This is a genomic window from Aeromonas sp. s9 (assembly GCF_040907765.1).
GTDB classification, from domain to species: domain Bacteria; phylum Pseudomonadota; class Gammaproteobacteria; order Enterobacterales; family Aeromonadaceae; genus Aeromonas; species Aeromonas caviae.
The window spans coordinates 25,556-41,563 of record NZ_JBFOCK010000041.1; the positions used below are offsets into that span (position 1 = coordinate 25,556).

14 protein-coding genes are annotated in these 16,008 nt (G+C 65.2%); 8 read left to right on the forward strand and 6 right to left on the reverse strand.

Translation table 11 applies throughout. The features are described 5' to 3' along the window. The first annotated feature begins 336 nt into the window (after window positions 1-336). Window positions 337-1,650: a sodium-dependent transporter gene (locus AB5Y54_RS08310; RefSeq protein ID WP_041211033.1), complete on the forward strand. Its 1,314-nt coding sequence runs from the start codon at window positions 337-339 to the stop codon at window positions 1,648-1,650. Between the two features lie 36 nt (window positions 1,651-1,686). Here the strand turns inward: AB5Y54_RS08310 and AB5Y54_RS08315 are convergent, their stop codons facing one another. From AB5Y54_RS08315 to AB5Y54_RS08325, 3 genes are all read right to left on the reverse strand, one after another. After that, the gene (locus AB5Y54_RS08315; RefSeq protein WP_210538377.1) at window positions 1,687-3,324 is read right to left on the reverse strand and encodes a hypothetical protein; all 1,638 of its coding nucleotides are present in this window, start codon (window positions 3,322-3,324) and stop codon (window positions 1,687-1,689) included. A 141-nt stretch (window positions 3,325-3,465) separates the two neighbouring features. Then, complete coding sequence (locus tag AB5Y54_RS08320; RefSeq protein ID WP_041211035.1) at window positions 3,466-3,930, reverse strand: hypothetical protein; 465 nt, start codon at window positions 3,928-3,930, stop codon at window positions 3,466-3,468. 29 nt (window positions 3,931-3,959) lie between these two features. Next, the gene (locus AB5Y54_RS08325; protein WP_161470179.1) at window positions 3,960-5,333 is read right to left on the reverse strand and encodes a PLP-dependent aminotransferase family protein; all 1,374 of its coding nucleotides are present in this window, start codon (window positions 5,331-5,333) and stop codon (window positions 3,960-3,962) included. A 116-nt stretch (window positions 5,334-5,449) separates the two neighbouring features. On the opposite strand from AB5Y54_RS08325, the gene AB5Y54_RS08330 reads away from it, so the two are divergent. The 4 genes from AB5Y54_RS08330 to AB5Y54_RS08345 all read left to right on the forward strand — a co-directional run bounded on the left by AB5Y54_RS08330 (window position 5,450) and on the right by AB5Y54_RS08345 (window position 9,009). Further along, entirely contained in the window at window positions 5,450-6,046 is a 597-nt protein-coding gene (locus tag AB5Y54_RS08330) for a LysE family translocator (protein ID WP_039039402.1), read from the forward strand. A 102-nt stretch (window positions 6,047-6,148) separates the two neighbouring features. Next, a complete protein-coding gene (locus tag AB5Y54_RS08335; RefSeq protein WP_010672906.1) occupies window positions 6,149-6,739 on the forward strand; it encodes a LysE family translocator in 591 nt (196 codons plus the stop codon). A 135-nt stretch (window positions 6,740-6,874) separates the two neighbouring features. After that, window positions 6,875-7,567 carry an aspartate/glutamate racemase family protein gene (locus AB5Y54_RS08340; protein ID WP_043155387.1) on the forward strand — a complete coding sequence of 231 codons (693 nt, stop codon included), beginning with the start codon at window positions 6,875-6,877 and terminating at the stop codon, window positions 7,565-7,567. A gap of 227 nt (window positions 7,568-7,794) precedes the next feature. After that, complete coding sequence (locus AB5Y54_RS08345) at window positions 7,795-9,009, forward strand: aldose 1-epimerase family protein (protein ID WP_010672908.1); 1,215 nt, start codon at window positions 7,795-7,797, stop codon at window positions 9,007-9,009. Between the two features lie 60 nt (window positions 9,010-9,069). Here AB5Y54_RS08345 and AB5Y54_RS08350 read toward each other — a convergent pair whose 3' ends face one another. After that, complete coding sequence (locus AB5Y54_RS08350) at window positions 9,070-10,860, reverse strand: long-chain fatty acid--CoA ligase (protein WP_322130425.1); 1,791 nt, start codon at window positions 10,858-10,860, stop codon at window positions 9,070-9,072. Window positions 10,861-11,041: 181 nt separating this feature from the next. On the opposite strand from AB5Y54_RS08350, the gene AB5Y54_RS08355 reads away from it, so the two are divergent. Further along, complete coding sequence (locus tag AB5Y54_RS08355) at window positions 11,042-11,584, forward strand: hypothetical protein (protein ID WP_010672910.1); 543 nt, start codon at window positions 11,042-11,044, stop codon at window positions 11,582-11,584. 73 nt (window positions 11,585-11,657) lie between these two features. Here AB5Y54_RS08355 and rimI read toward each other — a convergent pair whose 3' ends face one another. Next, on the reverse strand, window positions 11,658-12,107 hold the full coding sequence (gene rimI / locus AB5Y54_RS08360) for a ribosomal protein S18-alanine N-acetyltransferase (protein WP_368153451.1): 450 nt from the start codon (window positions 12,105-12,107) through the stop codon (window positions 11,658-11,660). A 74-nt stretch (window positions 12,108-12,181) separates the two neighbouring features. Next, a complete protein-coding gene (locus AB5Y54_RS08365; protein ID WP_081332050.1) occupies window positions 12,182-12,619 on the reverse strand; it encodes a hypothetical protein in 438 nt (145 codons plus the stop codon). A 216-nt stretch (window positions 12,620-12,835) separates the two neighbouring features. On the opposite strand from AB5Y54_RS08365, the gene AB5Y54_RS08370 reads away from it, so the two are divergent. Together AB5Y54_RS08370 and viaA are read left to right on the forward strand one after the other, a co-directional pair. Next, window positions 12,836-14,449: an ATPase RavA domain-containing protein gene (locus tag AB5Y54_RS08370; RefSeq protein WP_182955104.1), complete on the forward strand. Its 1,614-nt coding sequence runs from the start codon at window positions 12,836-12,838 to the stop codon at window positions 14,447-14,449. Between the two features lie 95 nt (window positions 14,450-14,544). Continuing rightward, window positions 14,545-15,999, forward strand: a complete 1,455-nt coding sequence (gene viaA / locus AB5Y54_RS08375) for an ATPase RavA stimulator ViaA (RefSeq protein WP_201985499.1) — start codon at window positions 14,545-14,547, stop codon at window positions 15,997-15,999. The last annotated feature ends 9 nt before the right edge of the window (window positions 16,000-16,008 follow it).

The window sequence follows — 16,008 nt, forward strand, 5'->3', positions numbered from 1 at the left end:
ATCTGTTAATTAAAAATTAACAGAGTAACTGTCTGAAATTTCGATATTTTATTTTGGTTAAATCTGTTTTTGGTTCTGTTTTAGACTATTTCCTGTCAACTTCTCTTGCCATGGTTTAGGCTGTGGCTCCTTTTTACCGTGCAGGCGTCGCCCTCCCATGTCACCCCTTATCGCTCTCTGTGGCCGATTTAGCCCCTTCCTGGAGAGGTGACCTTGCAGGTGTCGTTTGTCTGACTGTTCATTGCCAAGGTCGCCCTCAGGCGGCCTTTTTTGTTGCGGCGCACACCGCGTCTAGCCATGGAGTATCGAACTGATGTTGTCTTGCCCGGAGGTTGTATGAGCCAGGTTCAGTGGTCTTCCCGTATTGGTCATGTGCTGGCGGCCGCCGGCTCGGCGATCGGCCTTGGCGCCATCTGGAAGTTTCCCTATGTGACAGCCACCAACGGTGGCGGTGCCTTCCTGCTGGTGTTCCTGCTCTTCAGCTTCACCCTGGGGGTCGCGGTGCTGGTGGGGGAGACCCTGCTCGGCAGCCGCAGCCAGCGCGGCGTGCTCGGCGCCTTCCACAAGCTGGTGGGGCCGAACTGGCGCTGGATGGGTTACATGGGGATCCTGTGTGGCTTCTTCATCTACAGCTTCTACAGCGTGGTGGGGGGCTGGACCGTGGGCTATGCAGCCCTGGCCGTGGGCGGCGAGCTCAACCTGAGTGAGGCGAGCACCCTCACCGCACTCTTTACCGGTTATGTGAGCGATCCCCTCTGGCCGGCCCTCACCCATCTCGTCTTCGCCGGGCTCACCTGGTGGTTCGTGCAGGGAGGGCTGCAACAGGGGGTGGAGCGGGCGCTGCGCTGGATGATGCCGGCCCTGTTCGTGATGATGCTGCTCCTGGTGGTGACCGGGCTCTCAATGCCGGGGGCCATGGCCGGGGTACGCCAGTTCCTGATGCCCGACTTTTCCCACCTGACGGGGCAGGGGGTGCTCGACGCCCTGGGGCTGGCGTTCTTCTCCCTCTCCATTGGCCTCGGGGTACACACCACCTATGGCGCCTACCTGCCGAGCAGTGACGGGGCGCTGCGCTCCGGGGTCTGGGTGGTCACCCTGGCGAGCTGCATCTCGGTGCTGGCGGGGCTGATGATCTTCCCGGTGCTGGCCTCCACCGGCATCGATCCTGCCGCCGGCCCCGGCCTCACCTTCATGACCATGCCGGCGGTGTTCAACCACCTGCCGTTCGGTCAGGGGCTGGCGGTGATCTTCTTCCTGCTGCTGCTGGTGGCGGCGCTCTCCTCCTCCATCTCCATGCTGGAGCACCTGGTGCGCTTCACCACCGAGGAGTGGGGCTGGTCGCGCCGCAATGCCTGCCGGGTCCTGACCCTGCTCATCATGGCCTGCGGCATTCCGGTCAGTCTGTCGTTCGGGCCCTGGGCTGACTACACCCTGTTTGGCAAGACCCTGTTCGATCTGCTGGATTACCTCACCTCCAACCTGATGATGCCCCTGTTCGGTCTGGTGCTGACCCTGCTGCTTGGCTGGAAGCTGGGGGACAGTATTGTGCCTGCGGATCTCTCGCCGCTGATGCGTGGTGCGCTGCTCTGGTGCTGGCGGCTGGTCGCCCCCCTGCTGATCGCGGGGATCCTGGTGCGGGGCTTGTTGTAACGCACCTGCCAGGGCGGCATGCACCGCCCTGGATGGCTATAGGCCCTGATGGGGACCGAGGGGCGGCAGTTTGGGGGCTAGGTGGGATCTCACCTGTTGCAGGGTCTCCCGATAGGCGTTCCCATGGTGTTCCAGGAAGGCGGCACTGTGGTTGAGACGCTGCTCCAGCCTGTCCACCAGGCGGGCCACCGCCGGGGCCGCCATGCCGGCGGGCCAGCACTGGGTCAGCAATACCAGCAGTTGCCAGGCATCCCCCGCCTGGGCCGGGAATCGCTCCTGCAGGGTCAGAGCACTCTGCACGGCGAGCTGGAGCTGACCCGTGGTCATGGCCCGTTGCCGCTCCTCGCGCAGCTGGGTCAGCAGCTGCTCCCGCTGCGCCAGTTGCCGCGCCAGATCGTCGACCACCTGCAAAATGAGCCCCTGCAACAGCGGGGTCTGTGCCACCGGCCCCTGATATTGGCCGAGCTGGGCCAGATAACGCTGGGCATGGTGGGGAAGCCCGCAGAACTGGCTGACGGCCACCCCGAGCAACTGGTTGAGGTGATTGTCCCGCGCCGCCTCCGGCGGGTGCTTGGCCAGCAGCATCAAGGCGTCATCGAATCGATAATCCAGACCCAGCATCAGGGCGCGCAGCAGCCCCTCCTCGTGGGCCCGCAGGGTCACGGCCTGCTGGCCGAGCTCCTCCAGGGCCTGCTGCAGCCCATGAACTCTGGCCTCTCCCGGTGGATGCCAGAGCACCGCCAGGGTCGCATCCAGCAGGCAGCGTTCGACAGAGTGGCGAAACGTCTGTTTGGGGAAGTAGCGCAGGATGAAATCGCTGGCCTGCGCCAGCACCTGACCTTCATCCCTTCGCAGTAAGGCCAGCAAAATGGCCACCTGGCGCCACTGCGGCTGCCAGGGGCAGCGTTGGAGCAAGCCTGACAAGGTTTCCCAGGCCGGATCCCACTGCGCCTCGTGCAGTTGGCAGGCGAGAACCAGCGCCTGATGGATGACGGGGGGCAGTCGCTCCCGGTTGCGGGCCAGATCCTTGTGGGCGCTCTCCACCCGGTTCAGCCCGAGCAGAGCCTGGTTCAGTCCCTGGCGTGGCCACCAGGCATCGTGCTCCGTGGTGCAGATGGCGTAGTGCTGGGCGGCCTGCACCCGTTCCCCGGCTTGCAGCAGCATGTAGCCCTTTACCCTGTCCATCTGTGCTTCCAGCCCCTTGTGGCTGGCGTGCCGGTAAAGCAGATCCTCGCACTGGGCGCAGGCGCTGCGCCACTCCCTGAGCGTCATGGGGGTGGCCAGGGGGCGGGTCACCGTGGTCAGTGCCAGCAGCGCTTGCAGGCTGTGCGCCAACTGCTCCGTGGTGAAGGGCACGGCCAGACGCAGGGCGAAATAGAGGTCGGAGGGGGGGAACTGGCCGGTGTCCTCGTCCTGCTCCAGCAGCAGGAGCACGCAGCCGGGCGCGAGCAGGCCCAGGTGGTGTGCTTCATGCAGCAGCCTGACTCCCTCGTGGGCCTGGTGGTGATACTGGCGGCAAAGAATGGCATCGAAGGCGTGCTGGCGCAGCAGGGCGGGCAGGCTTGCAATCTCTTTGCAGTGGAACAGCTCGGTGGGGGGCAGCCCCAGATCACTCAGTCCCTGGGTGAGGGTCGAGCCCATCATGGCATCGTCTTCGATGAGGAGGATCTGCATCTTTGACGCTCCTTCGCCGGTCGGGGGGGCGAGGTTGGATTCAAAGTTAGCCTCCACTCTCCCGCGAGAGCCAGAGGGGGTCAATACCCCACCTGGGTCAGGAATGGCTCAGTGCCAGCCTTGGGCAGGGCAAAGAAAGCATCACTGAAGGCCGGGCCCCCTGGCCGAGAAGGGGCAGTCCCGCTGGGGGACTCGCAGCTCCCCGGCTCCCGACTCTCCCTGCCAGGCGAGCTCGAGCTGGCCCAGGCGCCCGAGGCGGCGCAGCTCGAACTCGTAGCGCAGGCAGGGGTTGTCGGTGGGCAGCTGTGTCATTCCGGCGGGCAGCCGGTAGTCGTAGCGCAGCAGGGGGCCATCTTGCAGCCGGCTTTGCACGGGCACCAGTCCCTCCGCCGTCGGTGCGGGGGCCTTGAGATAGCGGCGCAGCGCCACCGGGGCGTCGATGGCTTTTTGATAGTGAAGGCCGTTCATGGCTGCCAACTCCTCCTCCAGCCGCGTCAGCTCCCCCTCCAGCCCGCTCAGGGCGGCGCCAAGCTGTTGATGGGCCGGGGAGGCGCAGCCTCCCAGCAGCAGGGTCGCGATCAGCAGGGCGGGACGGACGGCAGACATGAAGGTTCCTCGGGTGCCAGGGTCAATGACTATAGCAGGGGATTGGTGGGCGGCGTGCCCCTCAGCAGCCCGGCGAGGCGCTCCAGCCCTTCGGCGACGCGGGCGTCGGTGGCGGGCTGACTCAGGCTGAGGCGTACTCCCTGCGGGGCGGCAAACTGGCCGGCGGCGAAGTGTTCTCCGCTGGCGACCCCCACGTCAAGGGCGTTGGCGGCCTCCGCAAACTCCTGGCTGCGCCAGGGCTCGGGCAGCGGCAGCCAGGCGTGCATGGACCCCGGCTGCCAGCGCGCTCCCGGCAACAGGTGGTGCAGGAGCTCACCCCGGCGCGCCAGGATTTTTCGCTGGTGTTCGATGAGCGGCATGATCTGGCGCTGGCTCACCAGTTTGCAGGCCAGCTCGATGAGCAGCGGACTCACCATCCAGCTCGACAGCCGCATCGCCTGGGCGAAGCCGTTGCGAAGGGCGGGAGGGGACAACACGAAGCCGACCCGCAGGCCGCCGCAGGCGATCTTGGCGAGACTGCCGAGGTAGATGACCCGCTCCGGTGCCAGGTTGACCAGGGGAGGGAGCGCACTTTCGGGCAGCAGGCCGTTGACGTCATCCTCGACGATCAGCAGATCGTGGCGACGGGCGATGGCGACGATGGCGTCGCGTCGCGCCAGGCTCATGGTGGCCGTGGTGGGGTTTTGCAGGGTGGGGGTGAGGTAGAGCAGCTTGGCCCGGCGGGTACGGCACGCGGCATCCAGCGCCTCTGGCAGCAGTCCCTCCTCATCCATCGCCAGTCCCACCACCTGATTCTTGAGCTGGCGTGCATTGCCCAGCATGCCGGGGTAGCTCAGTCCCTCGCAAAACAGGGTCTCTCCCACGCAGCCGGTGGCCAGCAGGGCCAGCATGATGCCGTGCTGGGCACCATGGCTGAACAGCAGGCGATCTTCGCTCGCCGTGATGCCCTGCTCGGCGAGCCAGTCGACGAACAGCTGGCGCTGTGCGGGGCGTCCCGCCTCCTTGTCATAACCGAGCAGGCCGTTGAGATCCCCCTGCGCCAGCTCGGTGAGCAGGGGCCTGATGATGGCGCCCCTGTCCAGCTGGACCGGGAGGTTCTGCCACAACTCGATGCGCTGGCTGTCTTCATTGCGGATCACCCATTCGTTGGCGGGATCCGCCGCTCCCCTGACCCAGGTGCCGTGCCCGACCCGGGCCGCCAGCAGGCCCCGTCGCTCCGCCTCGGTGTAGGCGCGGGTGACGGTGCCCACGGTGACCCCCAGCTTATCTGCCAGGGCCCTGTGGGTCGGCAGCCGGGTCTCGGGTGAGAGGATGCCGGTGGCGATGGCCTGCTCGATGGCCTTGACCAGTTTGAGGTAGAGGGGCCCCTCGAAAGGGGTGAGGTCGGGAGTCCAGATTGTCATGGTGACAATAAATCCATTGATCCAAGATTGTCCGCAATATAGCGTGATTATCAGCCTATACACAACCAACAAGCACACATTGTATCGGTACAATGTGGCGAGAAAGGAGTCTCCCCATGACCATCGAATGGTATGCCACCCTGTTTGGCTTCGCCCTGCTCACCTGCGGCACGCCAGGGCCGAACAACCTGATGTTGACGGCGTCCGGTGCCAACTTCGGCGTGCGTCGCACCCTGCCCCATCTCATCGGGGTGGCGGTGGGCCAGCCTGTGCTGCAACTGGTGCTGGCGCTCGGCTTCTATCCGCTGTTCGAGCGCTGGCCCCTGCTCAAGCTGAGCCTGCAGGTGCTGGGCAGCCTTTACCTGCTGTGGCTGGCGTGGCGCATCGCGGTGGCAGGCGCCCCCGGAGATCCCGCCAGCCGTGCCCGCCCCTTGACCCTGCTTGAAGGGCTGGGCTTCCAGTTCCTCAATCCCAAGGCGTGGATGATGGGGATCTCGGCCATCAGTCTGTTCAGCCTGCCGGGGAGCGACTACTGGCCGAGCATGTGGGGCATCATGAGTGTCTTCCCCATGGCGGGGTTCCCGGTCTGCTTCGCCTGGGTGATGTTTGGCCATCAGCTCAGCCGCTGGATCAACTCGGACAAGGGGTGGCGTCGTCTCAACGGCAGCCTGGGTGCCTTGACCGCCCTGTGCGTGGTGATGCTCTGGTATTAACAGCACCTTGATTTTTCATGCAAAGAAAATGCATTGCTGACCTTGTCGTCAGGGCGTCGGCTCTGCATATTAGGAGGCTTGCCGTATCTGAACGAGGTTGAGATGGATCTGAACTGGTTGCTCCCCCTGGCGGGCTTTGCCCTTATCACCTGTGGCACGCCGGGCCCCAACAACATGCTGCTCACCAGTGCCGGTGCCGCCCAGGGGTTTCGCCGCTCCGTGCCTCTGCTGGTGGGGGTGGTGGGGGGCATCAACCTGATGATCCTGGCCACGGCCCTGGGGCTCGGGGTGGTGTTCGAGCGTCTGCCCCTGCTGCACGACGGCCTCAAGCTGGTGGGGTCGGCCTACCTGCTCTGGCTGGCCTGGAAGGTGGCCAACGCCAGTGGCCCGGCGGAGGGGAACCGGCCGCTCATCCCGGCCCATCAGGGGGCCATGCTGCAACTGCTGAACCCCAAGGCCTGGATGATGGCGCTCTCCGCCATCAGCGGCTTCACCCTGGCGGGGGAGGCTTACTGGCCGTCCGCAGGCTGGGTGCTCGGCATTTTCTTCGTGACCGGCCTCTATACCGGTGCCTTCTGGGTGCTGTTCGGTGCCCAGGTGCGCCGCCTCATCCGCACCGCCACCGGCTGGCGTCGTTTCAATCTGGGCATGGGGCTCGCTACGGCGGCCTGCGTGCTGATGATCTGGGTTTAGGCCTCGGCCTGAGCCTTTACCGGCTGTCTTGTTGGCCCTTCGGGGCCTTTTTTATTGCCGGGGCGGTGCAATCAAACGCGCCCCCTGAGGGATTGCGGCATTGGTTTGCACCATCGGGTGACATAAGGAGATCCCATGAAATGTATCGGTCTGCTGGGTGGCATGAGCTGGGAGTCCACCGTCAGCTATTACCAGGCCCTCAACCGGGGGGTTCGCGAGCGGCTCGGCGGTCTGCATTCGGCGCGGGTGTTGCTGAGCAGCGTGGATTTTGCCGGGATAGAGCGGTTGCAGCACGCCGGTGACTGGCCCGCCACCGCCCGTCTGCTGGCGGCCGAGGCCAGGGCCATCCAGGCCGGTGGCGCCGATTTTCTGCTGATCGGGACCAACACCATGCACAAGGTGGCGCCGGAGATCGAGGCCGCCATCGACATTCCCCTGCTCCACATCGCCGATGCCACGGCCCATCGCCTCCAGGCCGACGGGGTGACCCGGGTGGGTTTGCTCGGCACCCGCTTCACCATGGAGCAGGATTTCTACAAGGGGCGGCTCCAGGAGCGCTTCGGGCTGGAGGTGCTGGTGCCTGATGACGCTGCACGGGAGCGGGTGCACCGCATCATCTATGACGAGCTCTGCCTCGGCGATATTCGCGAGTCGTCTCAGGCCGAGTATCTGGCCATCATCGCCGATCTGGCACAGACCGGTGCCCAGGCGGTGATCCTGGGTTGCACCGAGATCGCCCTGCTGGTGGGGGCGTGCCAGGCCGCCGTGCCTCTCTATGACACCACCGCCATCCACGCCGAAGCCGCGGTGACGCTGGCCCTTGCCTGATGTGGTGCGGGCGGGGTGAGGGGGCGCCCCTCTCGGCGCCCCGCCTGTTTTTTCCTCCTTTCATAACTGTGAGTCAGCCTTCATTTCAGCAGGGCTGAAGCCGTTTTTATTGTCAATCGGCTCACATTTCCTCCGTTTGTCTCTTGAGTCCGGGGCGTCAGACGCCTAGTTTTCGATCACTGAAACGATTCAGCTTTCACAAAAACAAGAGACACGAGGATAAATCCATGTTGAAGAAACTCTCCATTGCCGTGCTGCTCGCCCTGGGCGCCACCGCGGGTCACGCCGCCGAATTTCTGCTGACCGACTCCCAGCAAGGGCTGGATGTGGGGGACTGGAAGATCACCAGCGAGAAGCTCGGCATCAAGAGCCCGGTTCCCTTCACCATCGAGAAGAAACGCCTGCACGGCGGCCGCCAGGAAGGGGTGGATCTGCTCATCGTCGACAACGGCGTCATGAAGATCACCCTGGTGCCGACCCGCGGCATGGGGATCAAGGAGGTCAAGGCGGCGGATCTGCGCCTCGGCTGGGATTCACCGGTCAAGGAGGTGGTCAATCCCGCCTTCATCGATCTCGAGAGCCGTGGCGGCCTCGGCTGGCTCGACGGCTTCAACGAGATGCTGGTGCGCTGCGGCTACGAGTGGACGGGTCATCCCGGAGTGGATGACGACGGCCGCCTCAAGAGCCTCCATGGCCGGGTGCAGAACATTCCCGCCTCCGTGGTCAGCGTGACCGTGGACGACGAGCCGCCCTATGCCATCCACGTGCTGGGCCGGGTGGACGAGCGCACCTTCAAGATGAGCGAACTGGTCACCTGGACCCAGCTGAGCGTGGTGCCCGGTCAGGCGGAGTTTGCCCTGCAGGACAAGCTGACCAACCACGCTGACTACGAGAACGAGTACCAGATCATCTATCACGGCAACTTCGGGGCCCCCATTCTGGAGGAGGGGGCCAGGGTGAGCACGCCGGTGAAGCAGATCTCCCCGTTCAATGACTACGCCAAGGCCGGACTCAAGGGCTGGCAAACCTATCTGGGGCCCACCAAGGGCTTCGACGAGATGGTGTTCAACCTGGTGCCCTACAGCGACGCCGACGGCAATACCCTGGCAGTGCTGAACAACCGGGCCGGCAACGCCGGAGTGGCGGTGGGCTACAACACCAGACAGCTGCCGGTGCTGACCCTGTGGAAGAACACCGACACCCGGGCCCAGGGCTATGTGACCGGCATCGAACCCGGTACCAGCTATGCCTACAGCACCAAGTACCAGCGCCCGCTCGGGCTGGTCCCCAAGATCCAGCCGGGGGAGACCAAGACCTTCGATCTGACCTATCGCCTGCTGCAAAATGCCGACGAAGTGAAGCAGGCCCTGGCCCAGGTGGAGAAGATCCAGGGCGGTCGGGCCACCGAGCTGCGCGAGCAACCCCTGGTCAAGCTGCCATAAGGGAGAGACGCCCAGCAAAAAGCCGCTCCATGAGCGGCTTTTTCATATCAGGCCCGTCGATCAGACGTGGCTGTACATGGCTTCTATCTCGCGCTGGTACTTGGCCTCGATGATCTTGCGGCGCAGCTTCATGGTGGGGGTGATCTCCCCGAGCTCCATGGAGAAGGCGCTCGGCAGCAGGGTGAACTTCTTCACCTGCTCGAACTTGGCCAGCTCCTTTTGCAGATCCTGAATGCGGGCCTCGAAGAACTCCATCACCCGGGAGTGGCGCAGCAGCTCGGTCTTGCACTGGTACTGCAGGTTGATGGAGCGGGCGTACTCCTCCAGGGATTCGAAGCAGGGCACGATGAGCGCCGACACGAAGTGGCGGGCATCGGCGACGATGGCAATCTGCTCGATGAAGCGATCCTTGCCGAGGGTCCCCTCGACCAGTTGCGGCGCCACGTACTTGCCGTTGGAGGTCTTCATCAGCTCCTTCAAGCGCTCGGTGAAGTAGATGTTGCCCTCGTCATCCAGCTCGCCTGCATCGCCGGTGCGCAGGAAGCCATCCTCGGTCATCACCTCGGCGGTGGCCTCCGGCTTGTTGTAGTAGCCACGCATCACGGTGGGGGCGCGCACCAGCAGTTCGTTGTTCTCGCCGAGTTTCACCTCGATGCCGTTTAGCGCCGTGCCGATGGAGCCCAGCCTGAACTGGGTGTCTTCATAGCAGCAGACGGTGGCGGTGGTCTCGGTCATGCCGTAGCCGTACTTGAGGTTGAGCCCCATGGCCTGGAAGAAGAGATTCACCTCGTCCGCGAGACGGGCGCCCGCCACCGGCAGGAAGCGGGTGCGACCGCCGAAACGGGCGCGCAGTTTGCGAAACACCAGGCGCTCGGCAAGCCAGAGCTGGCCATAGAGCAGGGGAGAGGCGGACTTGCCCGCCTGACGGGTGGCGACCATCTGTTTGCCCACCCGGGTGGCCCAGCCGAACAGGGCGCGGCGCAGGCGCGGCGCCTGGGCGACCTTGGCCTGGATCATGGCGTAGGCCTTCTCGTAGAGGCGGGGCACGGTGCACATCACGGTGGGCTTCACCTCGCCGATGACATCCATCACCTTCTGCGGGTCGCGAATGTAGACGTTCTCGGCGCCGCAATAGAGCACGTAGTAGCTCCAGGCACGCTCGAACACATGGCTCAGCGGTAGCATGCAGAGGGAGACATCCTGCTCGCTGAGGTCGAGGCGAGCGTCATGCATCTCGAAGCAGGCGGCCATGTTGGCGAAATCGAGCATGACCCCCTTGGGTTCGCCCGTGGTGCCCGAGGTGTAGATGAGGGTCAGCAGGTCGTCCATGCGGTAGTGGCGCTCGCGCTCGCGCAGCACCTGCTCGCTGGGTTGGTGGTTGCCGGAGACGAGGAAGGTCTGGAAGTGGCTGGCCGAGGCGCAGCCGCGCAGATCGACGGTGCCGTCCAGGGCGACGATGTGGCTTATCTCGCCGCTGTCGATGAGGTGCAGCGCCTGATCGAACTGGGGCTGCTCCCCCACGAACAGCATCCTGATGCCGGCATCCTTGACGATGTAGCGCAGCTGATCGAGGGTGCTGGTGGGGTAGATGGGCACGCTGACGCCGCGGGCGGCCAGGATGCCGAGGTCGGCCTGGGTCCACTCGGGCATGTTGCGGGCATAGATGCCGACCATCTCGCCGGACTGGTGGCCCGCCCGGATCAGGCCCTGGGCGCAATAATCCATGGCCTGACCCAGGGTTCGCCAGCCGATGGCGCGCCACTGGCCATCCTGCTGGACGCGCAGGGCGGCCTTGTTGCCAAGGCGGGCAATACGCTCACGCATCACTCTAACCAGATGAAACTGCGACATCTCACGCATCCTCAAGTAACAGTTGTGCGCCCGCAGGGGCACCAAAATCGGGGCTGGAGTTTAAACTCTAACATTACAGCTTACAAGTGTGCGCCATTTGTCCTGGATCACAAAGTCGTCAACCAGATGAGAGTGAGGCATGATAGGGGGCAGGGATCGGATTCATTCAGGGAGTTGCACCATGAATATCGGGATCAAGAGCCTGTTCACCGGCGTGTTGCTGCTGTTGGCGGGGGCAGGCGCCCTCTGGTATCTGCTGGGGGGCGCGGGGGAGCAGGAGAATCCCTGGCTGAGCGGCGCCGAGGGCTATGAGCAGGCGCAGCGGCTGGCGCTGAGGGAAGGATACCCCTTGCTCTACGTGATCGAGCGCGCCAAGTGCCGACGCTGCAAGGCGCTGAATACCAGGCTGTGGCGTGCCCCCGAGATGCAATCCGCCCTGGCGGGGCTGGTGAAGGTGCGACTCAACCCGGATGCGGGGGATGGCAGCGAGCACATTCTGCGCCGCTTCCCCCAGGTTGCGACGGCCCCTGGCATCTATGTCCAGCGACCGGGTGAGCCGCTTCGCCCCATCAAGATCGCGGTGGATATCGAACAGATCTGGATGCCCGGCGTCACCTATGGTCGAGGCTTCTTCATGCCTCTCTCGGGAGCCGCCTTCGAGGCCGTGCTGAGGGTGACCCTGAGCCTGGAAGACCCCTCCATCGACAACGCGCCCCTGCCCTGAGGGGGAAGCGAAGCGGGGGAGTCAGGGAGGTCAGAGAGGGTGTTGCCCGCTGACAGCGGTCTGCAGCGGGTTGTCAGCCGAAGTCGAACAGACGGGACATCAGCACGGCATCCTCCCTCTCCTGCCCGGTGCCATAGTAGTCGGCACGGCGGCAATACTCGGCAAACCCCTCGCTCTGGTAGAGGTTGATGGCGGTGCGGTTGCCGGCCCTGACCTCCAGGAACCAGGCCTCGGCCTTGCTGGCCTTGCTGCGGGCCAGGTACTCCCTGAGCAGCGCCCGCCCCAGCCCCTTGCCCTGAAAGTCGGGGTGTACGCAGATGTTCATCAGGGAGCTGTCTCCCGCCACCAGATCCGAGATGTAGAAACCGGCCGGTCGTCCGTCCACCAGCATCAGGCCGTTGAGATAGCGTGGCCCGAAGCAGGAGAGCAGGTTGGCCTGGCTCCAGGGCTCCTGGTGGGCGGCCTGCTCGATGGGGTAGATGGCTTCGAAGTCGGATTCGAGCAGGGGGCGAAAGTGGGGCAAGAGGTCAGACATGGTCACTCCGGACGGGATTCAGGCTTGCGATGGACACCATGGCCGTGCCATGGTCGTGAGCATCAAGGGGTGTGGCGCTGCCGGCACTGCTGCCAGAGGGCGCGCTTGTGCGCCCCATCGGGCTTGAGCGGGCAGACCAGGGCATCGGGCCAGCGAGGGTCCGGCGCCGTCAGCCAGAGCAGGGGCAAAGCGCCCCCTGCTGGCAGGGAAGGCATCTCGGACAGCAGGGAGACCTCGTCCGTGCCAAGGCCGAGCCAGCGGCAGATGTCCCCGAGCAGGGAGGGCGCGGGCAGCGTCTCTGCCAGCAGCCAGAGCTTGCCGGTCGGCAGAGGGGCTGTCTCCTGCGGGGCCAGCGCCTCGTCGGCGGGCGTGTTTGCCGGCTGCGCGGCGCCGTCGGGGCTGGTGCCTCCCGCCAGGAGTCGGCCTCTCTGTTGCCAGAGGGGGATGCCCATGCGGGCCAGGATGCGCTGGCGCAGCGGGTCCAGCAGGGGATCTTGCATGGCGAAGGCTCACTCTTGATCTGCGTTGGGGTAAATAATGATGCGCAGAGTACACTCTCGCGGGATTTGCTGCACCCCGGACGTGCGCTTTTCGCCCTGTGGCGATGGCAAACGAGCGCCTCCCCGGGGGCAGAGATGACAGACAATGAGAGTGGGGCGGGGCCAGAGGCCGGACCCCGTCACCACGGATGACCTATCAGCTTCGGAACTGTGCCTATGCCGCCTTTAGCCCAGAATACTGTTCGTGCCACCCCCATTCATGAGCGCCTGCCACGGCTCCTTTCCGCCCTTGGTGAGGGACTGTATGAGCGCCAGGATGCCCTGCGGCTCGGCCTGCTGGCGGCCCTGAGTGGCGAGAGCGTCTTTCTGCTGGGCCCCCCGGGCATCGCCAAGAGCCTGATCGCGCGGCGCCTCAAGCTGGCGTTTCAGGATGCCCGCCATTTCGAATACCTGATGACCCGTTTCAGTACGCCGGAGGAGGTGTTCGGCCCCCTCTCCATCCAGGCGCTCAAGGAGGATGGCAAGTACCTGCGGTTGACCAGCGGCTACCTGCCGGAGGCCGAGGTGGTCTTCCTCGACGAGATCTGGAAGGCGGGCCCCGCCATCCTCAACACCTTGCTCACCGCCATCAACGAGCGCCAGTTTCGCAACGGCGACAGCCAGCATCCCATTCCCATGCGGCTGCTGGTCACCGCCTCGAACGAGCTGCCGGCCCCGGACAGCGGGCTGGAGGCGCTCTACGACCGCATGCTGGTGCGGGTCTGGATGGACAGGGTGCAGGAGAAATCCAACTTCCAGGCCATGCTGGCGAGCGATGGCCAGTCCCATCAGAACCTGACCCCCTCGGTGCAGATTCGGGGGGAAGAGTACGACGCCTGGCAGGATGCCATCGAGCAGGTGCGCCTGCCGGACGCCTGTTTCGAACTCATCTACCAGCTGCGCCAGCAGCTCGACAGTCAGCTCGGGCACGGCTGCTATGTCTCGGATCGGCGCTGGAAGAAGGCGGTGCGGCTCATCAAGGCGAGCGCCTTCTTCAATGGCCGCGACGAGGTGGCTCCCCTGGATCTGCTGCTGTTCAAGGATTGCCTCTGGCACGACGAGGCTTCCCGCACCGCGCTGCTGGAGATGATCGGCGAGTTTTCCCGCCTCTACGGCTACCAGCAACTGGCGCTGACCCGGGAGCTGCTCTCCCTGCGCGAGCAGTTCAAGCAGTTGCAGGGGGCGGTCGCCCTGCGCATCGGCTGCAAGGCGGTCAAGCGCAAGCAGTGGTTCGGCCGCCGCGCCCGCGGCACCGAACTGCCGCTGGCCAACGCCAGGCCGTTCGGCAAGCTGGTGCACTTCCAGCTGCTCACCCCGGCGCCCCTGGATGGCAGCGATCCCGAGCGCCTCACCGGCACCCTCACCTTCGATCGCACCCTGCTCTCTCACTGGCACCCCACCGGGGAGGCGCTGGTGGGCTGGCCCCTCGGCAACCCCAAGGAGGGGCACTACGAGCTGGTGCTGGACGAGCAGTTGCGGCTGCACGTGCTGGATATCCAGCGCCAGCCCGTGCCCCTGATGCTGGTGGAGCGCACCCCCATCCCCGAGGTAGTGATGGCCCCCTGGCTGTCGGCCCTGGACGACCTGACGGGCCAGGTGAACCGGGTGCTGCAAAACCTCAAGGGCCAGCGCAACCTGTTCGACCGTCACCAGCCCCATCTGTTCGTGGGGGACCACTGGCTGCGTCAGGTGGAGGACAGCTTCTTCGTGCTGAGCCGGGACCTGGAGCGGCTGGGGGCCGAGCTGCAGCAGTGGCGGGATCGTCTGCCTCTTCTCGATGCACAGGGGTGACGTCGCGTCTGACGTGGGGCTGGTGAAATAAACAGGATGAAAAACATGTTTAGTCAGCATGATATTCCATCACATCTCAACGCCCGGGGTGGCCCATGCTAGAGATCGGCATGATGGACCTGGGGCTGCTCATGGGGGAGGGGGAGCTGGCGGGGGAGATGGCGCTGCTGCTTGCCTCCACCCCCAAGATCTCCGAGTTCCTGAAGCGCTCGCCCCTGCAGGGGAAGCTGCTCAGAAAGCGAATCCAGACCTGGAGCGAACAGCTTGGGGAGGAGATGCGCCACAAGCCGGTGCCGGTGGCCCTCGAGCGGGAATACCTGCTCTATCAGGCCCACCGGCAACTGCCCCTGCCGGAGCTGGTGGGGCGCCTGCCCGCCCTGCTGGAAGCCCTTGAGCAGCACAGCCCTTTTGCGGGGGATGCCCGCAGCCTGGTGCGCCAGATAGTGGCCCAGCCCACCGAGGGGCTGCGCCAGCTCTTCATCGAGAAGTGGCGCGCCAGCCTGGTGGGCAGCCTGTTGCAGTTGCAGCAGCAGATAGCGGAGGCGGAGCGGGAGAAGCAGCGCCAGGAGATAGAGGATCAACTGCTGGCCAACCGGACCCTGGCCGATGCCCTGGATCCGCACCAGATCTCCGCCGGGGGGCTCTGGGATCTGGCCCAGGGGAGCTGGCACAAGCGCAGCCTGGCGCTGGTGAAGCAGTACGCCCGCATGTTGCAGCAGGAGCCTCTGCTCGCGGAGATTGCCGCCCTGCTTGGGCGCAGCGAGCGGGAGCGGCGCAGCGAGGACAGGACGCTGCCGCCGGTGCCTGTGCACGAGCTGGAGGAGGTGCAAAGTGACGATGTGCCCGACGATCTGGTGGGGGTGCACCCGGCCAGCGATCTGATGCGCCTCCTGCCGAGCGAGGCGGTGATGCTGGCGCTGCCGGAGCTGGAGCTGGAGTTCTATCGCCGTTATCTGGAGCGGCGCCTGCTGAGCTACCAGTCGCGGGGCACCCTGCCGCGCCAGCGTCTGATGCTGCGCTCCCCCGAGCAGGGAGGGCAGGAGGTGCAGCCGCGGGGCCCCTTCATCGTCTGCGTCGATACGTCAGGTTCCATGGGGGGCTATCCGGAGGAGTGCGCCAAGGCGCTGTTTCTCGCCCTGCTCAAGGGGGCGATGGAGGAGAAGCGGGGCTGCTATCTGATGCTCTTCTCCACCGAGGTGGTGACCCTGGAGATCACCGCCGACACCGGGCTTGAGAAGGCGGAGCGCTTTCTCTCCATGAGTTTTCACGGGGGGACCGATCTGGTGCCCTGCCTGGAGCAGGCCCTGACCCAGCTCGAACAACCCGCCTTTGCCAAGGCCGACGTGCTGGTGATCTCCGACTTCATCGCCCAGAACCTGCCCCACGCCCTGCTCGAGCGGATGAACCGGCGACGGGCGCAGCAGACACGCTTCCATGCGGTCGCCATGTCCCGTCACGCCAAGGCGGCCATTTTGCGGGTGTTCGACAACAGCTGGCTGCTCGATTGCGGCCTGCGTGGACGCCTGCTGCGGCGCTGGCAGCGCCATTGAGGGCGCTCA